The 20,102-nt window shown below is 71.3% G+C and carries 17 protein-coding genes and 1 pseudogene; 5 read left to right on the plus strand and 13 right to left on the minus strand.

Features of this window, described 5'->3' with window-relative positions; all coding sequences use genetic code 11:
- Window positions 1-85: 85 nt before the first annotated feature.
- Both K1T34_RS51160 and K1T34_RS51165 read right to left on the minus strand, forming a co-directional pair.
- A complete protein-coding gene (locus tag K1T34_RS51160; protein WP_220241976.1) occupies window positions 86-754 on the minus strand; it encodes a response regulator in 669 nt (222 codons plus the stop codon).
- Window positions 751-2,355: a sensor histidine kinase gene (locus tag K1T34_RS51165; RefSeq protein ID WP_220241977.1), complete on the minus strand. Its 1,605-nt coding sequence runs from the start codon at window positions 2,353-2,355 to the stop codon at window positions 751-753. The genes K1T34_RS51160 and K1T34_RS51165 overlap by 4 nt, the downstream gene beginning before the upstream one ends.
- 180 nt (window positions 2,356-2,535) lie before the next feature.
- On the opposite strand from K1T34_RS51165, the gene K1T34_RS51170 reads away from it, so the two are divergent.
- Window positions 2,536-3,921, plus strand: a complete 1,386-nt coding sequence (locus K1T34_RS51170; RefSeq protein ID WP_220241978.1) for a cation:dicarboxylate symporter family transporter — start codon at window positions 2,536-2,538, stop codon at window positions 3,919-3,921.
- Window positions 3,922-4,037: 116 nt separating this feature from the next.
- On the opposite strand, the gene K1T34_RS51175 is transcribed toward K1T34_RS51170, so the two are convergent.
- On the minus strand, window positions 4,038-4,430 hold the full coding sequence (locus tag K1T34_RS51175; RefSeq protein WP_220241979.1) for a helix-turn-helix domain-containing protein: 393 nt from the start codon (window positions 4,428-4,430) through the stop codon (window positions 4,038-4,040).
- 113 nt (window positions 4,431-4,543) lie between these two features.
- Here K1T34_RS51175 and K1T34_RS51180 point away from each other — a divergent pair, with 113 nt between their 5' ends.
- Complete coding sequence (locus K1T34_RS51180) at window positions 4,544-5,953, plus strand: MFS transporter (RefSeq protein ID WP_220241980.1); 1,410 nt, start codon at window positions 4,544-4,546, stop codon at window positions 5,951-5,953.
- Here the strand turns inward: K1T34_RS51180 and K1T34_RS51185 are convergent.
- Genes K1T34_RS51185 through K1T34_RS51195 form a run of 3 tightly spaced genes read right to left on the minus strand, consistent with a single transcriptional unit; the run spans window position 5,941 to window position 7,649 of the window.
- A complete protein-coding gene (locus K1T34_RS51185) occupies window positions 5,941-6,384 on the minus strand; it encodes an SRPBCC family protein (protein ID WP_220241981.1) in 444 nt (147 codons plus the stop codon). The two genes, K1T34_RS51180 and K1T34_RS51185, sit on opposite strands and share 13 nt — an antisense overlap.
- Window positions 6,385-6,387: 3 nt before the next feature.
- A complete protein-coding gene (locus tag K1T34_RS51190; RefSeq protein ID WP_220241982.1) occupies window positions 6,388-7,104 on the minus strand; it encodes an anti-sigma factor in 717 nt (238 codons plus the stop codon).
- A complete protein-coding gene (locus K1T34_RS51195; protein WP_220241983.1) occupies window positions 7,101-7,649 on the minus strand; it encodes a sigma-70 family RNA polymerase sigma factor in 549 nt (182 codons plus the stop codon). Before K1T34_RS51195 ends, K1T34_RS51190 begins: the two co-directional genes overlap by 4 nt.
- Before the next feature lie 351 nt (window positions 7,650-8,000).
- On the opposite strand from K1T34_RS51195, the gene K1T34_RS51200 reads away from it, so the two are divergent.
- A complete protein-coding gene (locus tag K1T34_RS51200; RefSeq protein WP_255638178.1) occupies window positions 8,001-8,687 on the plus strand; it encodes a fibronectin type III domain-containing protein in 687 nt (228 codons plus the stop codon).
- A 50-nt stretch (window positions 8,688-8,737) separates the two neighbouring features.
- Here the strand turns inward: K1T34_RS51200 and uvrA are convergent, their stop codons facing one another.
- Both uvrA and K1T34_RS51210 read right to left on the minus strand, forming a co-directional pair.
- Entirely contained in the window at window positions 8,738-11,599 is a 2,862-nt protein-coding gene (uvrA, locus tag K1T34_RS51205; RefSeq protein ID WP_220241984.1) for an excinuclease ABC subunit UvrA, read from the minus strand.
- Between the two features lie 76 nt (window positions 11,600-11,675).
- On the minus strand, window positions 11,676-12,905 hold the full coding sequence (locus K1T34_RS51210) for an acyltransferase (protein WP_220241985.1): 1,230 nt from the start codon (window positions 12,903-12,905) through the stop codon (window positions 11,676-11,678).
- Between the two features lie 87 nt (window positions 12,906-12,992).
- On the opposite strand from K1T34_RS51210, the gene K1T34_RS51215 reads away from it, so the two are divergent.
- Together K1T34_RS51215 and K1T34_RS51220 are read left to right on the plus strand one after the other, a co-directional pair.
- The gene (locus K1T34_RS51215; protein ID WP_220241986.1) at window positions 12,993-13,670 is read left to right on the plus strand and encodes an MBL fold metallo-hydrolase; all 678 of its coding nucleotides are present in this window, start codon (window positions 12,993-12,995) and stop codon (window positions 13,668-13,670) included.
- 578 nt (window positions 13,671-14,248) lie between these two features.
- On the plus strand, window positions 14,249-15,142 hold the full coding sequence (locus tag K1T34_RS51220) for a hypothetical protein (protein ID WP_220247892.1): 894 nt from the start codon (window positions 14,249-14,251) through the stop codon (window positions 15,140-15,142).
- Window positions 15,143-15,265: 123 nt separating this feature from the next.
- Here the strand turns inward: K1T34_RS51220 and K1T34_RS51225 are convergent.
- The 5 genes and pseudogenes from K1T34_RS51225 to K1T34_RS51245 all read right to left on the minus strand — a co-directional run.
- Window positions 15,266-15,705, minus strand: a pseudogene (locus K1T34_RS51225) (ABC transporter ATP-binding protein); the annotation flags it as partial.
- A gap of 22 nt (window positions 15,706-15,727) precedes the next feature.
- Window positions 15,728-16,135: an SCP2 sterol-binding domain-containing protein gene (locus K1T34_RS51230; RefSeq protein WP_220241987.1), complete on the minus strand. Its 408-nt coding sequence runs from the start codon at window positions 16,133-16,135 to the stop codon at window positions 15,728-15,730.
- Window positions 16,136-16,177: 42 nt separating this feature from the next.
- On the minus strand, window positions 16,178-17,440 hold the full coding sequence (locus K1T34_RS51235; protein ID WP_220241988.1) for a cytochrome P450: 1,263 nt from the start codon (window positions 17,438-17,440) through the stop codon (window positions 16,178-16,180).
- Complete coding sequence (locus K1T34_RS51240) at window positions 17,437-18,885, minus strand: aldehyde dehydrogenase (RefSeq protein ID WP_220241989.1); 1,449 nt, start codon at window positions 18,883-18,885, stop codon at window positions 17,437-17,439. Before K1T34_RS51240 ends, K1T34_RS51235 begins: the two co-directional genes overlap by 4 nt.
- Complete coding sequence (locus tag K1T34_RS51245) at window positions 18,885-20,099, minus strand: NAD(P)/FAD-dependent oxidoreductase (protein WP_220241990.1); 1,215 nt, start codon at window positions 20,097-20,099, stop codon at window positions 18,885-18,887. Before K1T34_RS51245 ends, K1T34_RS51240 begins: the two co-directional genes overlap by 1 nt.
- Between the last annotated feature and the right edge of the window lie 3 nt (window positions 20,100-20,102).

The following is a 20,102-nucleotide window of genomic DNA, read 5'->3' on the forward strand; positions in this document are numbered from 1 at the left end:
GCCCCACGCATCCGGGTGCGACCAAGCAGCAGCTGACCCGCGGCGTTGAGCGCGGCTCGTTTTGACGGCAGCGGCCCGTACGGCGCTAAGCCGGGCCGTGGCGGTACCAGACCTCGGGCCGGCCGACCTGGCCGTAGCGGGGCTCGCGGTGGGCCAAGCCGTTGTCCGCCAAGTACTCCAGGTAGCGGCGGGCCGTGACGCGCGAAGCGCCGATCGCGCTCGCCGCGCCGGCGGCGGAGAGTCCTTCGGAGGTGGCGGCGAGGGCGGCGGTGATGGCTTCGAGCGTCTCGGCGCTCATGCCCTTCGGCAGGGCGTGCTGCTCGCTCGTGCGCAGCGTGGCGAGCGCGCGGTCGATCTCGGCCTGGCCGGTGACCTCGCCCGAAGCCTGGTGGAACTCGGCGTAGCGCTCGAGCTTTTCCCGCAGCGAAGCGAAAGTAAACGGTTTCAGCAGGTACTGCACCACGCCCACCGACACCGCCGCCTTCACCAGCGCGAGGTCGCGCGCCGAGGTCACCGCGATGACGTCGATGGGCAGGCCGGCCGCGCGCAGGGAGCGGCACACGGCGAGGCCGTGGGTGTCGGGCAGGTAGAAGTCGAGCAGCACGAGGTCGACGGGTTCGCGTTCGCAGAAGCGCAGCGCGTCGCCGCCGGAGTGGACCACGCCGGCGACGCTGAAGCCGGGCAAGCGCTCCACGTAGAGCCGGTGGGCCTCGGCGGCCACGGGCTCGTCCTCCACCACCAGCACGCGGATCACCGCAGCGCCTCCTGCCTCGGCAACCGGACCGTGAACACCGCACCGCCGTCCCGGCCGACGTCCACGCCGCCGCCGTAGCGGCGCACGGCCTGGACCACCAGCGCGAGCCCGAGCCCGTGGCCCTCGCCCGCCTTCGTGGACCAGCCGCGGCGGAACATGTCCTCCACAGCTTCCTCCGGTACGCCCGGGCCGTTGTCGGCGACCCGCAGCAGCAGCCCGTCCTCGTCGGTCCGCGCGGTCACAACCACGGCGGGCCGGCCGCTCGCCCCGCGCGCGGCGGCGTCGATGCCGTTGTCGACGAGGTTGCCCAGGATCGTCACGAGGTCCCGGCCGACGATCTCCGGGCCGAGGTCCTCGATCACCGTGTCAGGGGTGATCGTGAACTCGACGCCGCGTTCGCTGGCTTCCGCGGCCTTGCCGAGCAACAGGGCCGCCAGCACGGGCTCGGACACCGCGCTCATCACGCGGTCGGTGAGCTCCTGGGCCAGGACGAGCTCGGCCGTCGCGAACTCCACCGCGTCCTCGGGCCGGCCGAGCTCCACCAGGGAAACGACGGTGTGCAGCCGGTTCGCCGCCTCGTGCGCCTGCGACCGCAGCGCCTCCGCGAGGCTGCGGGCAGTGGTGAGCTCGCCCGTCAGCGTCTGCAGTTCCGTGTGGTCGCGCAGGATCACCACGGTGCCCTGCGCGCGTCCGCCGGAGCGCACAACAGTGGTACTCACCACCAGCACGCGCGTGTCGGTGAGGTGCAGCTCCTCGGTGCGCGTCTCGGCGGACACGAACGCGGCCACCAGTTCCGGCGGCAGCCCCAGCTCGACCAGCGGCTGCCCGACCGGATCCGCGGTCAGGCCCAGGAGCGTGCGCGCACCGTCGTTGCACAGGCCGACGCGGCCGTCGCGCCCGACCAGCAGCACGCCCTCGCGCACGGAATGCAGCACCGCTTCGTGGTACTCGAACAGGTTGCTGAGCTCGCCGGGCGCGATCCCGCGCGTCTGCCGCTTGAGCCGGGCGCTCACGAGCCAGCCGCCGCACGCGCCGACGAGCAGCACCGCGGCCGCGACGCCGGCGAGCGGCCATACGCGATCGCGCAGCTCGGCGGAGATCGCGGCGATCGTGATGCCCACCGCCACGAGGGCGACGACGCGGTGGTTCGCGTCGAACACCGGCACCACGGCCCGGACCGAAGGCCCGAGCGAACCCGTGTAGGTCTCGGTCACCACACCACCCTGCTGGGCGGCGGCGATGTGGCCGAGGAACGGCTGCCCGATCAACGCCGGGTTCGGGTGGGTGTAGCGGATCCCCTGCGGGGTCATGATCGTGACGAAGTCGACCTCGGCGTCGGTCTGCACCCGCACCGCGTAGGGCTGCAGCACGGCCGTCGGGTCCGGTGTGGACACCGCTCGGGTCACACTCGGCGAGTCGGCGATCGCGTGGGCGACCGCCAGCGACTGGTCGCGCGCCCGGTCGGTCGTCGTGTGGCCGGCGTCGAGGTACGCGATGGTGATCCCGCCGCCCACGAGCACCAGCAGCACCGCCAGCTGGAGCACCAGCAGCTGGCGGGCGAGGCTCCAGCGGCTCGTCCGGGTCCGGGTGGGGGCAGGCACGTGCTCATACCAGCACACGCGGGCGCGGGGCAACACCCGGGTGGTGCCACGACCCTCGTGTACCACCGTCCGAACCGGACTGGACCTATCGTGCGAACTCAATGAACACAACGGTGACGCTGGTCATATCCTCCCCGCATAGTGACCGGCGTTCCACCCATTCCCCTACTGGAGGCAACGGTGCCGACACCGACCCCCGAAGCGGCCGCGCCCAAGCGCGACCGCACGCGTTACCTTTACCTGGCCGTGATCGTCGCCGTGGTGCTCGGCGCCGCGGTCGGCTTGATCTGGCCGTCGGTCGGCAAACAGCTCGCACCGCTGGGCACCGGTTTCGTCAACCTGATCAAGATGATGATCGCGCCGATCATCTTCTGCACCATCGTGCTGGGCATCGGCTCGGTCGCGAAGGCGGCGAAGGTCGGCAAGGTCGGCATCACCGCGCTGGTCTACTTCGTCGTGATGTCGACGTTCGCGCTCGCGATCGGCCTCATCGTCGGCAACATCCTGCACCCGGGCAGTGGTCTGCACCTCAACCCCGCCGACGTCACCAAGGTCCACGACCAGGCCAAGGGCGCCGAGGGTGGCGTCGACTTCGTGCTCGGGATCATCCCGACCTCGTTCGTCTCGGCGTTCACCGAGGGCCAGACCCTGCAGGCGTTGCTCATCGCGCTGCTGACCGGGTTCGCGCTGCAGAAGCTCGGCCGGCGCGGCGAGCCGATCCTGCGCGGCATCGAGCACGTGCAGCGCCTGGTGTTCCGCATCCTGTCGATGATCATGTGGGCCGCGCCCGTCGGCGCGTTCGGCGCGATCGCGGCGGTGGTCGGCGCCACCGGCTGGGGCGCGCTGCGCAGCCTGCTGGTGATCATGCTCGGCTTCTACGTCACCTGCCTGATCTTCGTCTTCGGCATCCTCGGCACGGTGCTGTGGCTGGGCGCACGGGTCAACATCCTCCAGCTGCTCAGGTACCTGGGCCGCGAGTTCCTGCTGATCCTGTCCACCTCGTCGTCGGAATCGGCGCTGCCGCGGCTGATCGCGAAGATGGAGCACCTCGGGGTGAGCAAGCCGGTCGTCGGCATCACGGTGCCCACGGGCTACTCGTTCAACCTCGACGGCACGGCGATCTACCTGACCATGGCGACCCTGTTCATCGCCACGGCGCAGGACCAGCCACTGGCGCTGGGCGAGCAGATCGGGTTGCTGCTGTTCATGATCCTCGCCTCGAAGGGCGCGGCGGGCGTCAGCGGCGCCGGCATCGCGACCCTGGCGAGCGGCCTGCAGTCGCACCGGCCGGAGCTGGTCGACGGCGTCGGGTTCATCCTCGGCATCGACCGGTTCATGTCCGAGGCCCGCGCCCTGACGAACTTCGCCGGCAACGCCGTGGCGACCGTCCTCATCGGATCGTGGATGAAGGAGTTCGACCGCGACAAGTCCCGTCAGGTCTTCGCTGGGTCCGCGCCGTTCGACGAAGCCACGCTGCTCGACGAAGCGCCCGCACCGGCCGAACTGCCCGCCACTGAGCCGCCCACCGACCGGGGCGAACCCGTCGGAGCCTCAGCGGGCAACTGAAGCCGTTCGCACCCCAGGGCTCCTTCCGGCCCACACTCCCCCCGCCGGGGTGCGAACACCCCCGTGTGCCGTGGTCGTGAGCGTCCCCCGTGCTCACGACCACGGCACACGCGTTTCTACTGCGCGTCGTAGACGTCGCGCGACACGGCGATCGCCTCGCGGTGGCGCTGCGCCCAGTCGACGAGCCCCGACAACGTGCCGTAGAGCTCACGCGCCATCGGCGTCGCCTCGTACTCCACGCGCGGCGGCACGGTCGGGTAGACGGTGCGCTCCAGCAGCCCGTCGCGTTCGAGGTTGCGCAGGGTCAGCGTGAGCATCCGGCGGCTGATGCCCGCCACGGAGCGTTCCAGCTCCGTGAACCGCACCGGGCCCTGCGACGCCTCCAGCAGGATGCCGATCGCCCACTTGCCACTGATCCGGTTGAGCACCTCGAGCAGCGTGCACGCCTCGAGTTTCTCCGGGTCGATCGTGCTGACCTGGTCGGTCACACCGGTGTTCCCCTGGGACATGAAAGTGCCTCCTTCCGCGCTCCTCGATGGTCACACAAGATGGTCGCTGTAACAAGAGATGCCCTGGGCACGACCTGGGGATTCTCTTCGGTGATCGTTCTGGAGGGACCGAAATGCCGGAAGTCCGTCGCCGGGCCGTCGCGCTGGTGGTGCTGTGCGCGGCCTCGCTCATGGTGGTGCTCGACGGGACCATCGTCGCCGTCGCGCTGCCCTCGATCCAGGCCGAGCTTGGCTTCACGTCCGCGGGGCTGGCCTGGGTCGTCAACGCCTACCTCGTCGCGTTCGGCGGGCTGCTCCTGCTCTCGGGCCGGCTCGGTGACCTACTGGGCCGGCGGCGGGTGTTCCTCGCCGGGCTCGTCGTCTTCACCGCGTCGTCGCTCCTGGCCGGGCTCTCGACCGACGCGGCGGTACTGGTGGCCGCCCGGTTCGTGCAGGGCATCGGCGGCGCGCTCGCGTCGGCCGTGGTGCTGGGCATGATCGTGACGATGTACCCCGAACCCCGTGCGCAGGCCCGCTCGATCGGCGTCTTCAGCTTCACGCAGGCCTCGGGCGCGTCGATCGGGCTCATCGCCGGCGGCGCGCTCACGCAGGCGCTCGACTGGCACTGGACCTTCTACGTGAACCTGCCGATCGGCATCGCCGCGCTGGTGCTGGCGCCGCTGGTCGTGGACGCCGATCGCGGCCGGGGGCTGCGCACGGGCATCGACGCGCTGGGCGCGGTGCTCGTGACGGGCGGCGTAATGCTGCTGGTGTACGGGATCGTCGAGACCGGCGCCGCGCTTCCGTTGGCGGGCGCGGCTTTGCTGCTCGTCGCATTCGTCGTCCGGCAGGCTCGCGCGCGGACTCCGTTGCTGCCGCTGCGGCTGTTCCGCGTTCGCGCGATCAGCGGCGCCAACGTCACGATGGTGTTCATGGTCGCCGGCATGATGGGCTTCCAGTTCGTGACGGCGCTGTACCTGCAGAAGGTGCTCGGGCTCGACGCGCTCGCCACCGGGCTCGCGTTCCTGCCGGCGCCGGTGATGATCGCGGTGTTCTCGCTGGGGATCTCGGCGAAGCTCAGCGCGCGCTTCACGCCGGGCGCGGTGCTGCTGGGCGGGCTCGTGGTGGTCGTGATCGCCTTCGCGTTGCTCACCACCGTGCCCACGGACGGCAGCTACTTCCTGCACGTGTTCCCGGCGCTGGTGCTCATGGGTTCCGGTGCGGGCGCGGCCATCCCGGCGGTGATGGGGCTGGCGATGTCCGGGACCGACCCGGCCGACGCGGGGGTGGCGTCAGGCCTGATCACCACCACGCAGCAGGTCGGCGCGGCCATCGGCACCGCGGTACTCGCGACGGCCGCGGCGGCGCGCACGGCAGGGCTGGCGTCGGAGGGGGCCCGCGCTGCACTCCCTTCGGGTTACCGGCTCGCGTACGGGCTGAGCGCGGGCTTCGTGGCACTCGCGGCGGCGGCGGCGATCGTGCTGGTGCGCCGCCCGCGCCCGGCCGCGGAGCCCGAGCTGTGCGTGGCGGGTCAGGCCAGGTAGGCGGACAGACCGCGGTGGCCCCGGCGCATCATCCACGCGTGGTTGGCGCGGAAGAACGGCCGGGCCACCGTGTCCAGCTTGCGCAGCAAGGGTTTGCTGGCCCGCACGTGCTGCGTGATCTCCAGCCGCGTGCCCTCGCCGACGACGTGCAGCGCGCCGGCGAGGAAACCTTCGAGATCGCCGCTCAGGCCGACGCGGACGTGGCCCGTGACGGGATCCTCTTCCTCGCGGCGCATGGCGATCACGAGGTGGTAGGGCAAGCGCGAGCGGCAGACGACCTCGGCGGTGTCGTCGTCGAGGCGGCGGACCGAGCGCACGTCGCGCCACCAGCTCGGGTACGCCTCGAGGTCCACGACGGCGTCGAAGACCCGGCGGGCCGGGGCGGCCGGGAGCCACCAAGTGCTGGAGAACCGGTACTCCGCTCCCACCACGGCCTACACCTGCGCCGAGACCAGGTCCCGGCCGTCGAGGGTGACGATGCCGACCGAGGCGACGTCCGCCGGCGCGACCAGCGCCGAACCGTCGAGGCCGAAGCCCTGCGTGCTCCACTTCTCCGACACGAGCCAGCTGCCGGCGTCCCACTTCGCGCCGGTCTTGTCCGTGACCACGAGCTTGCACTTCTCGCCCGCGGGGATCCCCTTCACGGCCACGTGCACCTTGACCCAGCCGGCCGCCGGGATCACCGACGCGGTGAGGCTCGCGCCCGTCGCCGCGTTGGTGGCGGCCACGTCTCGGGTGCCGGGCACGGCCACCTGCTGGGCGGGCTCGGGCGCCGTCTGACGGCCGATGAAGACCCCGCCGCCGAGCGCCACCGCGGCGACGACCGCCGCGGCCGCGATCGCGAGCCCCCGGCGTGAACCGGCGCGGCTCGGTGCCGCGGTGGATGGGGTGGGGGCGGACTGCTCCTCCTCGGCCCGGATCCGGCGCAGCGTGCGCTGCAGCAACAGGTCACCGCCCTCGGGCGGGCCGTCGAGGAACGCCTCGGGCGGCACCTCGTCGAGTGCCTCCCGCAGGGCGCCGAAGTCCTTGAGCTCGAAGCGGCACTGCGCGCACGTGGCCAGGTGGCGTTCGAACTCGACCGCCTCGGCCGGGTCCAGCGCGCCGAGGACGTAGGCGCCGAGCTGCGCGTGCTCCTGCTCGACCGCGCTCATCTCACCGCCTCCGTTCCACCGCTCACCATCGCCGCGCGCAGGGCGCGCAGCGCGTAGTAGGACCGGGATTTCACGGTGCCGGGAGCGACCCCCAGCATCTCGGCTGCCTCCGCCACCGATCTCCCTCGATAGTAGATCTCCACGAGCACGTCGCGATGCTCTTGCGACAACCCTTCGAGGGCTCCCAGCACCGTCATCGAGTCGACCACTCCCTGGGCGTGGTCGCGTTCCACCGGCGCCGCGAGCGTCTCCGGGCCCTCGGCGACCTCCGGTGGCCGCGAAGCGCGAGCCCGCGCCCGGTCCGTGACGAGGTTGCGCACCACGGTGAGCAGCCAGCCGCGCACGGACCCCTGGCGGTCGCCGCTCAGGTCGTCGGCGTGTTTCCAGGCGCGCACGAGCGTCTCCTGGACCACGTCCTCGGCGGCCGCACGGTCACCCGTGAGCCTGGTCGCGTAAGCCACCAGGCTCCGGCCGTGTTCCGCGTAGAGCTGCTCCACGAGCCGCTCGGCGGCGGCCCTTTTCGGCCGCCCGCGTCCGATCGCCACCCTCGACCTCCCGACGGTGTTCTGGGTAGGCGAGGACAGTACTGCAAACCGCGGCGTGAACGCCGGTCGTCGCCGCACGCCCAGCACCGCCGCCGTGTCCACCGTGGGATCGCCCCCCTTCCGAGGTGAGAGTGGGTCGTGCCGCCGCCGGTGAGAGCCCCCGACACCCCTCACACGGATGCCGGCGCCACGCGGTTCACCGCGAATTCAGAAAGTTCGCCGGAGGAATTCGTCGCCGGAGGCCGGGCGGATGGGTGGTGCCGGTGGCCGGGACGCGCCTTGTCGATCACCGGCACGGGTTCCTAAGCTGACGCGGCACCGCCGCCGCCTGGACGTCCCGGAGGCTTCGCCGTGCCCGTGAAAACCCGCCTCGCGCTCGCGGCGCTGGCCGTGCTGGTCGCCGCCGGCTGCTCCGCGGCCCCGGCCGCCGCTCCGGCGCCACCGCCCCAGGGCCTCACGGCGACGCTCACGACGCCGACGGACATCGACCTGCGCTGGCCCGCGGGCGACCCCGCCGCGGCCGGGCACCTGCTCGAATACGCGAACTCCGCCGACGGCCCGTGGACGGCGCTGCAGTACGTCCCGCGCTCGCAGACCGCCTACCGGCACCCGGACCTGATCCCGGAGACACCGTTCTACTACCGCGTGCGGGACTTCTACGGTCCCGTGTCGGCGGTCGTGCAGCCTGGCTCCGATGACCGGCCCGGCTCCGCGGGGCACGCCACTCCCCCGGCCGCGGCCGTGCCGGTGCGGACGCCGGGGGACGCCGCTGCTCCGGCCGACGTCACCGTGGTCCCGGCCGAGGACGCGTCCGTGCACTTCACCTGGGCGGACCGCTCAAGCGACGAGGCGGGGTTCCTCGTGGAGATCCGCAAACCGGGCGTGGCGGACTTCGTCCCGGTCGAGATCACCGACCCCGACACGACGACCTGCGCGCTGTCGCTGCTGCCCGACGAACAGGGCCCCGCCTTCCGCGTGCGCGCGCTGTACTACGGACCGCTCTCGCCGGTGGTCGACCGCACGACCGGCAAGGACTGACTCCCGCCGGCGCGGTGACCCGGTTTTCGGGCCACCGCGCCAGGACGGGGTCAGGCCGGGTTGAGGACGTGGCCGAGGAACTCGCCGGTGTAGCTCTCCGGCACCGCCGCGATGTGCTCGGGCGTGCCCTCCGCGACGATCATGCCGCCGCCGGAACCGCCCTCCGGGCCCATGTCGATGATCCAGTCGGACGTCTTGATCACGTCGAGGTTGTGCTCGATCACGATCACCGTGTTGCCCTTGTCCACCAGCCCGTTGATCACGCCGATCAGCTTGCTGATGTCCTCGAAGTGCAGGCCAGTGGTCGGCTCGTCGAGGATGTACACCGTCTTGCCGGTCGAGCGCTTCTGCAGCTCGCTCGCAAGCTTCACACGCTGCGCCTCGCCGCCCGACAGGGTCGGCGCGGGCTGGCCGAGGCGCACGTAGCCGAGGCCGACGTCGACGAGCGTCTGCAGGTGCCGGTGGATCGCCTTGATCGGCTCGAAGAACTCGGCCGCCTCCTCGATCGGCATGTCCAGCACGTCGGACACCGTCTTGCCCTTGTAGTGCACCTCGAGCGTCTCGCGGTTGTAGCGGGCGCCCTTGCAGACCTCGCACGGCACGTACACGTCGGGCAGGAAGTTCATCTCGATCTTGATCGTGCCGTCGCCGGCGCACGCCTCGCAGCGGCCGCCCTTGACGTTGAACGAGAACCGGCCCTGCTGGTAGCCGCGCACCTTGGCCTCGGTGGTGGCCGCGAACAGCTTGCGCACGTGGTCCCACACGCCGGTGTAAGTGGCCGGGTTGGACCGCGGGGTGCGGCCGATCGGCGACTGGTCCACGCGCACCAGCTTGTCGACCGTGTTCAGCCCGTTGACCCGCGTGTGGCGGCCCGGCACCTGGCGCGCGCCGTTGAGCTTGTTGGCCAGCACCTGGGCGAGGATGTCGTTGACGAGCGTGGACTTGCCCGAGCCGGACACGCCGGTGACGGACACGAGGCAGCCCAGGGGGAACGACACGTCGATGCCGCGCAGGTTGTGCTCGCGCGCGCCCACGACCGTGAGCTGCCGCTTCTTGTCGACCGGGCGCCGGATCGCCGGCACCTCGATCGCGCGGCGGCCCGACAGGTAGGCGCCGGTGAGCGACTCCTTGCTCTTCAGCATCTTCTTGTACGGTCCACTGTGGACGATGTGCCCGCCGTGCTCGCCCGCGCCCGGGCCGATGTCGACGACCCAGTCGCTCGCGCGGATCGTGTCCTCGTCGTGCTCCACCACGATCAGCGTGTTGCCGAGGTCGCGCAGGCGCGTGAGGGTCTCGATCAGGCGGTGGTTGTCGCGCTGGTGCAGGCCGATCGACGGCTCGTCGAGCACGTAGAGCACACCCACCAGGCCCGAGCCGATCTGCGTGGCCAGCCGGATGCGCTGCGCCTCGCCGCCCGAGAGCGTGCCCGACGCGCGGTCGAGCGAGAGGTAGGTGAGGCCGACGTCGAGCAGGAAGCGCAGGCGCGCCTGGATCTCCTTGAGCACCGCGCCGGCGATCATCGACTCGCGCTGCCCGAGCACCAGCTCGTCGAGGAACTTCGACGCCTCGTCGATCGACAGGGCGCAGACCTCGGCGATCGAACGCTCACCCTGCGTCGCGTGCTCCAGGGTGACCGCGAGGATCTCCGGCTTGAGCCGCGTGCCCTGGCACGTGGGGCACGGCACCTCGCGCATGTAGCCCTCGTACCGCTCGCGCATGTACTCGGACTCGGTCTGCTCCTGGCGCCGCTCGAGGAACGGGATCACGCCCTCGAAGTTGGCGTAGTACGAGCGCTGCCGGCCGTAGCGGTTGCGGTAGCGCACGTGGACCTGCTCGTCGACGCCGTGCAGCACCGCCTTCTGGACCTTCGCCGGCAGCTGGCGCCACGGCGTGTCCATGCGGAACCCGATGGCCTCCGACAGCGACTCCAGCAGCCGGATGAAGTAGTCGGCGCTCTGCCCGCCGGCCCACGGCGCGATGGCGCCCTCGCCCAGCGACAGCTCGTCGTCCGGGACCACCAGCTCCGGGTCGACCTCCTTGCGGATGCCGATGCCGGTGCACACGGGGCACGCGCCGTAGGGCGAGTTGAACGAGAACGACCGCGGCTCGAGGTCCTCGATCGCCAGCGGGTGCCCGTTGGGGCACGCCAGGTTCTCGGAGAACCCGCGCACGCGGTGCGGGTCGTTCTCCGGCAGGTCGACGAACTCCAGCTCGACCAGACCGTCGGCCAGCCGCAGCGCCGTCTCGACCGAGTCGGTGAGCCGCTGGCGCGAGCTCGTCTTCACGCTCAGGCGGTCGATGACCACACCGATCTGGTGCTTCTCCTGCTTCTTCAGCTTCGGCGGGTCGGTGAGCGGGTGCACCTTCCCGTCGACGACCACGCGCGCATAGCCCTGCTGCTGCAGGTTCTGGAACAGGTCGAGGTACTCGCCCTTGCGCCCGCGCACGACCGGCGCGAGCACCTGGAAACGCGTGCCGTCGTCCATGTCGAGCACCTGGTCCACGATCTGCTGCGGCGTCTGCTTGCTGATCAGCTCACCGCACTGGGGGCAGTGCGCCTTGCCCGCGCGGGCGTAGAGCAGCCGCAGGTAGTCGTAGACCTCGGTGATCGTGCCCACCGTGGAGCGCGGGTTGCGCGAGGTGGACTTCTGGTCGATCGACACCGCGGGCGAGAGGCCCTCGATGAAGTCGACGTCGGGCTTGTCCATCTGCCCGAGGAACTGCCGCGCGTAAGCCGAGAGCGACTCGACGTAACGGCGCTGCCCCTCGGCGAAGATGGTGTCGAAAGCGAGGCTCGACTTGCCCGACCCGGACAGGCCCGTGAACACGATCAAACTGTCGCGGGGCAGATCGAGGTCGACACCGCGGAGGTTGTGCTCGCGGGCCCCGCGAACAACGAGGCGATCAGCCACGCCCACGTCCCTTCAATTCAAATCTCGGCTCGGAGGCCGGCCCGGTGGAAGTCCTGCACGGGCGGCCGCGTCCATGCTAGGACGCACCACCGACAGAAACGGGCTCCGGCTCTTCGACCTGGGCTTTTGCGGGTTCCTGGGCGGGTTTGCCCGCCCGCCGGGCGGTCAGGCGCCGGTGCAGCGGCCGTTCCACCCACGCGGTGAGCGCCCAGCCGGCCAGCACGGCGCCGGCCAGCACCGCGGGGAGCCGCAGCCAGCCGGGGACACCGATGTCCAGCAGGGCGCGCGCCAGGACGTAACCCAGTTCCTGGTGCACCAGGTAGAGACCATACGAGATCCCGGCGAGCCAGGTGAGCGCCGGGGCGACCCGCGCGAGACCCGGGAACCGCCAGTCGGAGCCGCGTGCCGCGAGGCAGATCACCAGCAGCAGCACGGCGAAGCCGATCGTGGAGGGCCAGCGTGCGGGGTCCTGGGCCATCGCCCGGTGGAACGGGAAGACGTGCAGGTCCTGCACCACGATACAGGCCGCGACGAGCAGTCCGAGGTGCCAGGACTTCAGCCGCTTCCGGCTCCAGAGCCACAGCGCGATCCCCATGGCGAACAGGTGTGTGCGCTGCAGGCCGAGCCCGAAGAAGACGTTGACGACCTGGATCGGCGTGCTGCCGGGGTCGAAGATCCCGAACCGGACCACCGCCGGCGCGACCATCAACACCCAGACGAGCCCGATCATCACTCGATCGGTGCGCCACCGCCGCGGGAACAACCACGCGGCGGCGCAGAACGCGAACAGCTGGACCGGCAGCGTCCACCACGAACCGTCGAGGTAGTGGAACCCGTAGTAGTCCCACGCCTGGATCATCCCCAGGTTCGTGAGCAGGTCCTGCCAGGTCGGGATGTACCACGGGAACGGGTCCGCCGGCGGGCCCTGCGGCACGCCGAACAGGAAGCCGGTGAAGCCGTCGGGCACGGGCAACCCGCTGAAGCGAATGGCGGCGTAGCGCGTGACGACGTAGGTGACGAGCACCGCGACGAGGTACGCCGGCACGAGCCGCGCGACGCGGCTCCACAGCCACCGGCCCGTGTCCGGCTTGCGGACGCTCACACACACGAAGTACCCGGAGATCACCATCAGCCCCGCGGCCCCGAACTGCGCGGGCACACGGAACGGGTAGCCGGTGAGCTCGCCGTGCAGCAGCGCGCCCTGGTGCGTGACGTGGCCGAGCACGACCGAAACGATCGCGATGACTCTGAGCAGGTCCCAGCTGATCCGTCGGGTGGAGTGGTGCGGTGTCGCGGTGTTCGGCACTGGTTCCCTGGGGTCGCCCGGCTGGTCGCGCCGAGCCTACGTGTGCGGGGGTGGGACAGACCGCGTTGCCCCGGCTACCGTGTGGACGTGAACATCGCCGACACCTACACCGGGCACGTCGAACCGGGCGGCGACGCCGCCCGCCGCACGCTGGACGCGCTGACCATCACCAAGCTCTCCGTGGGGCCGATGGACAACAACGCGTACCTGCTCGTCTGCCGCGCCGAGAACGAGGCGCTGCTGATCGACGCCGCCAACGACCCCGAGCGCATCTCCGACCTCATCGGCCACGGCCCCGACCGGCCCGCGCTGCGCACCGTCGTGACCACCCACCAGCACCAGGACCACTGGCAGGCCCTGGGCGCCGTGGCGGGCGCCAACGGCTCGAACACCGCCGCGCACCCACTGGACGCCTCGCCGCTGCCCGTGCCGCCCGACTTCCTGGTCGAACACGGCGACACACTCCAGGTGGGCCAGGTCACGCTCGAAGTGATCCACCTGCGCGGCCACACCCCGGGGTCGATCGCCTTGCTGTACCGCGACCCGGCCGGGCACCCGCACCTGTTCACGGGTGACTCGCTGTTCCCGGGCGGCGTGGGGAAGACGTCGTCGCCGGAGGACTTCGCGTCGCTGCTGGACGATGTTTCGGCGCGGATCTTCGACGAGCTGCCGGACGACACGTGGTTCTACCCGGGGCACGGGGATGACTCGACGTTGGGGGCTGAGCGGCCGAAGCTCGCGGAGTGGCGTTCGCGCGGCTGGTGAGCTGAGGATCGACCTACCCGGACTGGGCTGCCTGGTTTTCAGGCAGCCCAGTTTTGTTTCGCCGTAACGGACTCGGCTCGCCGAGTTGCCATTTTCGAACCGGTTGACGTGGTGGGTGCTCGCGAGCGCGGTGAGGTCGTGCGCTCCGATCACGTGCCAGACGTGGCGCACGACGCCGAGGAAGAACGGGCGATCCCAGAACTTCACCCCCGGCTCGAACTCCACCTCCTCGGTGGTGAATCGCTCGTAGTCCAGCGCGTTCGACCACGTGTCGAACAAGTAGCGGCCACCGACCTGAGGGACTGCGGCGACGGGGTCGAACCGCAACGGCAGGTATTTGTGCCGCATCCCGGGGCGGACGTCCATGGCGGGCCGGTCGGCCTCCACCAGGTCCGCGATCTGCCGCACCCGAAGCTCACCGGGGAGCGCGAAATCGGAGGTGAAGGCGGCTTCCGCTGTGATCGGCCCCGGCTCGTACCCGCGGATGTCCGTCGACGCTCCCCTCGCCCGGCTTCTGCGACGAACGTAAGAAGCCGGCGGGGCCAAGATCAACTTCGCCGGCCGCGCGTGTCGGCACGGTGGTCGAACGGGTCGTCGCGGCGAACCGAACGGCCAGTTTTCTCTTACAGGACGGCGATGTCGCTGATGCGCCAGTGCCCGTTGTCTTCCGTGGCGGTGAGGCGGACCTGCGCGCCGCCGCTGGAGGTGTCGGGGGTGCCGGCGCGGGAGGTCGTCTGGTCGGCGAAGACGAGGACGTGGGCGGTGGTGCCGGTGATGTCCTTGATGCCGATGGTGCGGACGCGGCTGGTGAGCGTGAGGTGGTTGGGGACGGCCTACTGCTGGACCGCCGAAAGCAACTGCCGGTACTGGGTGACGGCGTTGCCGGTGAGGTACTGGTCGGCGGCGCGGTCGGTTTTGGCGACGTCCTGGTAGTCGAGGGAGAAGACGGCTTCGGAGGCGGCGCTGAGCTGGCCGGTGACGGCGGAGGTGGCGGCGCTGTCGGAGAAGGCGTGTCGGCGGCCGGGCCGGAGGTCGTGGAATGGTGGGCCTCGAAGGCGAACCAGCCGGCAGCGGCCAGGAGGACGACGGTCAGGGCCGACAGGCCCAGGACGACGCGGTTGCGGCGAGGTTTGCCGGGCGCGGCAGTTGCCGGTTCTTCGGTGGGTTCGGCCGACAGCTCCTCGGCGCCAGCCTCAGGTGTGGCGGCAGTGCGGCTGCGCGGCGCGGCATCGTGGCTGCCCGTGGCGGCAGCGCGGCCGCCCGACGCGGCATCGGAGTCCGGCGCGAAGGCACCACGAGCCTTCGACTCGATTCCCGAGTCCGGCGCGGCGGCCTCGGGCTCGGCGGCGAGGTCCGGCCCCGCCGCCGCCTCGATCACGTCGACGGCAGACGCCGCCGAAGGCTGCGCGGCGCGGGGTTTCCCGGCGACCGCGGTGCGGCGCGGGCGGGGGACGGCGGGCGGTGGCGGGTGAGGGCCATGGCGGGAATCCGTTCGGAAGGGTCTCAGAGGCTGACGGTGACCGGCTGGACGGCGGACAGCTTCCAGCCGTCCGGAGTCCGCGTGACGGTCGCCTGGAAGCGGTTACGCTTGACGGTTTGCGCATGCCGCCGGAGATCTCGCCGGGCAGCTTGCGGTCGGCGCCGGCCAGGCCCGTGAGCTCCGGCTTCTCGTGCACGATCCGCCGGATCTCGGTCTCCGACTTGCGGGTGTGCTCGCGCGGCGGGAACGCGATGTTGTCGAACAAGGTCATGGAGCCGAACAGCGCGCCGTCCTGGAACAGCACCCCGAACAGCTTGCGCACCTCGTAGAGGCGGTGCTCCGAGCACGTGACCACGTCGACGCCGTCGACCACGCAGCGGCCGCGGTCGGGCTTGAGCAGCCCGATCAGCGACTTGAGGAACACCGACTTCCCGGTTCCCGAGGGACCCAGCAGGACGGACACCTCACCCGGGGCAGGGTGAGGGTCACGTCCCGCCAGATCGTCTGGCGCCCGAACGACTTCGTCAGGCCCTCGACGACGACTTCCGCACCCACCGTTGCGCTCGCCCTTCCCGGCTCAGTCGACGATCAGGTCCTCGCGCCCGTCGGCGCGCAGCTTTTCGACGTACACGGGGAAGAGCCTCTTCGACAGCGGGGCGAGCTTGATCAGCTTCGACACCGGACCGTCCACTTTGACCTTGCCGCGGGCCATGGCGAACGTGAGGTTCACCTTGCCCTGCCAGTAGCCGTTGGCGACCTCGCTGTCCATCGTCATGGTCGCGTCGGCCGGGGCGTCGAACGCGTCGCCGACCACACGGCGGTTCTGCGTGTCGATCAGCAGCGCGGACTCCGGGTTGGTGCACACCATCTTCAGCACCAGTCCGGTGCCGGCGAGCTTGGCGGCGAGGTCGGCGTCGGCGAACGCGGTCTCGAAGATGCCGCCGATGTACTGGTAGATCTCTTCGGGCTTGCTGAACGCGGGCATGGCTGGTCTCCGGTCTGTTCGGGCTGCTGGAGGAACTGCTGCTCAGAAGTGACAGGGCATGGCGCGCACGGCGTGCACGAAGTTGCCGGCCAGGTAGTCGGGCTCGCCGGCGGTGATGGTCGGCAGGGTGCGCAGCAGCTCGCCGAACAGGGCGCGCAGCTGAGCCTTGGCGACCTGGTTGCCCAGGCAGAAGTGGGCGCCGCCCCCGCCGAAGCTCACGTGCGGGTTGGGGCTGCGGCTCAAGTCGAAGCGGCCCGGCTCGTCGAACACCTCGGGGTCGAAGTTGCCGGACGCGTAGAACATCACCACCTTCTCGCCGGTGCTGATCCGCTGCCCGCCCAGCTCGAAATCCGCGACGGCCGTGCGGCGGAAGGTCATCACCGGCGAGGCCCAGCGGACGAACTCCTCGAGCGCGCTGCCGATGCGGCCGTCGAAGTCGGCCATCAGCCACTCGCGCTGCTCCGGGAAGTCGGTGAGCGCGCGCAGGGTGTGGCTGGTGGTCTGGCGGGTGGTGTCGTTGCCGGCCACCGACAGCAGCACGAAGAACGCCGCGATCTCCTCGTCGGTGAGGCGCTCACCGTCCACTTCGGCCTGTACGAGGTTGGTCATCAGGTCCTCGGCCGGGTGGGCGCGGCGGTGCTCGGCCATCTCGAACGCGACGCCGTGCAGCGTCATCTGGGCCTCGAAGATCATGTCGATCGGGTCGCGCCCGGCCAGGTAGACCGGGTCGGCCCAGGACACCGACGCGTCGGCGGCGTGGGCCACGCTCTCGCGGTGGGCCTGGGGGATGCCGACCATGTCCGACAACGTCCGGATCGGCAGCTGCCCGGAACACTGGCGTACGAAGTCGGCGCCACTGCCCGCCTCGGCCAGCTCACGGACGATGTCGGCCGCGTTGGCCTTGATCTGCTCCTCGATGCGGCGCACCTGCTTCGGGGTGAACGCCGCGCTGACGAGCTTGCGGATCTTCGTGTGCCGCGGCGGGTCCATCGCCAGGAACGACTGCGACGCCTCGAGCATCTCCTCGGGGATGTTCTCGAACATCACGCCCTGGCCGGACACGAACACGTCGTTGCGGCGGCTCACCTCGACGATGTCGGCGTGGCGGACCACGGCCCAATAGCCGGGGTCCTCGGGGTCCTCCATCAGCGCGTCCTCGACCGGCCGGTGCCACGACACCGGACGCTCCTGGCGCAGCGCCGCGAAACTGCGCTCGCGGTCGGCGGCGCGGGTCGACCAGAAGGCCCGCGACGAAAGGTCGATCTCGTCGTACTCGGGCGGCTGCGGGGTCACGATGGCGGTCATGCGGGAATCTCCTGTCCCAAGTAGACGGACTTGAGCTGCTGGTAGGCGGCCAGGCCCTCGGGCCCGAGCTCGCGGCCGACGCCGCTGGCCTTCACGCCGCCGAACGGAGCGCCCAGGTCGAGGTCGTAGAAGTTCACGCCGACGCTGCCGGTCTCGACGCGGCGCGCCACGTCGAGACCCTTCTCCACGTCGGAGGTCCAGATGGTGCCGCCGAGGCCGTAGTCGGAGTCGTTGGCGATCGAGACCGCTTCGTCGACGTCGCCGTACGGGATCACCGTGAGCACCGGGCCGAAGATCTCCTCCCGCGCGATCCGGCTGCCGTTGTCGACGCCGCCGAACACGGTCGGCTGCACGTACCAGCCGCGGTCACGGTCGGGGCGCCCACCGCCGGCGGCGAGCGTCGCACCGGACTCGCGGCCCACGGCCACGTACTCCTCGACCCTGCGCCGCTGCTTGTCGCTGACGAGCGGGCCGATGTGCGTGCCCGGGTCGAGCGGGTCGCCGACGGTCAGCGCGGACGCCAGCCCGGACAGCGCGGCGACGACCTCGTCGTGGCGCGAACGCGGGGCGAGGATGCGCGTGGAGAGGTAGCAGGTCTGGCCGTTGTTGAGCAGGCTCGCGGTGGCCAGGCCCTGCACGGTGGCCGCCAGATCGGCGTCGTCGAGCACGATCGCCGCCGACTTCCCGCCCAGCTCCAGCGTGACGGGACGCAGCAGGCGGCCGCAGGCCTCGCCGATCTTGCGGCCCACCGGCGTGGACCCGGTGAACGCGACCTTCCGCACGCCCGGGTGCGTCACGAGGTACTCGCCGATGTCGGCGCCGCCGGAGATCACGTTCAGCACGCCCGCGGGCAGGCCGGCGCGCTCGGCGGTGGCCGCCAGCTCCAAAGCGTCCAAAGTGGTCTCGGGCGAGGGCTTGAGCACCACGGTGCAGCCCGCGGCCAGGGCCGGCGCGAGCTTGAACATCGTGAGCACCTGCGGGAAGTTCCACGGCACCACGAGCGCGACCACGCCGGCCGGCTCCTTGCGCACCACGGTCACGCCCTGCCCGTCCAGCCGCGGCCGGCGCTCCTCGGCGGGCGCGGCCCCGAGCGCGGCGTAGTACTGCAGGATCCCGACGGGGCCGGCGCCCTCCGCGGCGGTGGCGACGGTGATCGGCATGCCGTTCTGGATCGTGGTGAGCTCGGCGCGCTGGGCCACGTTCTTGCCCAGCTCCTCGGCGAACGCCATCAGCAGCCCCGCCCGGGCCTCCGGCGTGAGCCCGCCCCACTCCGCGGACCGCAGCGCGCGGCCGGCGGCGGCGACGGCGGAGTCCACTTCGGACTCTCCGGCGAGCGGCACCGTGCCGATGCGTTCCTCCGTGTCCGGCGAGATCACGGCGAGCGTGGCACCGCCGGCCGGGCGCACCCACGCGCCGTCGATGTACAGGGCTTCGTGTTCGTGCATCAGCGCACTCCTTCGGACACGGGTTCCCGCCGCCGGGCGGCGAAGTCGAGCGCGCCGGACCAGTCGGTGCGGCGGGCGATGAGGGCCCGGAACTTCATGATCTCCCGCTGTTTGTTCACCGCGAGCACGCCGGTGAGGCGGTCGCCGGAGCGGTACAGCGCGACGAACCGGCCCTCGTCCGGATCGCCGAGCACCACCTGGGTCTCGTCGGCGTCGGGCACGCCGGCGAACTGGATGCGGCTGTCGTACCAGTCGGACCAGAAGTAGGGCACGGTCTCGTACGGCTTGGCCGCCCCCGGCAACGCGGCGGCAACGCCCGCCGCGGCCCCCTGCTCCGCGGCGCTGCTCCAGTGCTCCAGGCGCATGGCCCGGCCGAACAACGGGTTGGCCCACCGGGCGACGTCACCCGCGGCGTACACGCCGGGCAGCCCGGTCGCGAGCGTCTCGTCGCACACCACACCGTCCTCCAGCGTGAGGCCGCTGCCCGCGAGCCAGTCCGTGGCCGGGACCGCGCCGGCGCCGACCACGACGAGGTCGGCGTCCAGCGTCGTGCCGTCGGCCAGCCCCACGCGTTCGACACGGTCGTGGCCTTCGACGCCGGTCACGGCGACGCCGCAGCGCAGGTCCGTGCCGTTCGCTCGGTGCAGCGCCGAGCACGGTTCTCCCATGGCGCCGATCGCGCGCATCAACGGCGTCGGCGCGGCCTCCACCACGGTCACCGGGAGACCGCGTTTGCGCGCTGCCGAAGCGACTTCCGAGCCGATGAACCCGGCGCCGATCACCACCGTGCGCGCACCGGCGTCGAGGGCCGCGCGCACGGCGAGCGCGTCGTCGAGGGTGCGCAGCGTGTGCACGCCGGCCAGGTGGCTCGTGCCGGGCAGCGTCCGGGCGGTCGCGCCGGTGGCGATCACAAGGCCGTCGTACGGGATCTCCTTCTCGCCCGCGTGCACCACGCGCTCGGCCGGGTCCAGCGCGTGCGCCCGAATGCCGAGCACGAGCTCGACGCCGAGCTCGTCCCGCAGCACCTGCTCCTCGCGGAACACCGGCGCGGCGACCGGCCCGTCGAGGAACGCCTTCGACAGCGGCGGCCGGTCGTAGGGCAGGTGTTCCTCGGCGCCGACGAGCGTGACGGGCCCGGTGAACCCGGCCTTGCGCACGCCCTCCACGGCCCGCAGCCCGGCCAGGGAGGCGCCGACCACCACGAGACGTGTCACTTC

The organism is Amycolatopsis sp. DSM 110486 (assembly GCF_019468465.1).
Taxonomy (GTDB): Bacteria; Actinomycetota; Actinomycetes; order Mycobacteriales; family Pseudonocardiaceae; genus Amycolatopsis.

Coding starts and splice junctions, on each gene's coding strand:
- K1T34_RS51230 (WP_220241987.1), bottom strand. CDS start 16,135: ATGCCCGCGTTCAGCAAGCCCGAAGAGATCTACCAGTACATCGGCGGC.
- K1T34_RS51235 (WP_220241988.1), bottom strand. CDS start 17,440: ATGACCGCCATCGTGACCCCGCAGCCGCCCGAGTACGACGAGATCGAC.
- K1T34_RS51190 (WP_220241982.1), bottom strand. CDS start 7,104: ATGAGCGCGGTCGAGCAGGAGCACGCGCAGCTCGGCGCCTACGTCCTC.
- K1T34_RS51240 (WP_220241989.1), bottom strand. CDS start 18,885: ATGCACGAACACGAAGCCCTGTACATCGACGGCGCGTGGGTGCGCCCG.
- K1T34_RS51180 (WP_220241980.1), top strand. CDS start 4,544: ATGCCGGAAGTCCGTCGCCGGGCCGTCGCGCTGGTGGTGCTGTGCGCG.
- K1T34_RS51175 (WP_220241979.1), bottom strand. CDS start 4,430: ATGTCCCAGGGGAACACCGGTGTGACCGACCAGGTCAGCACGATCGAC.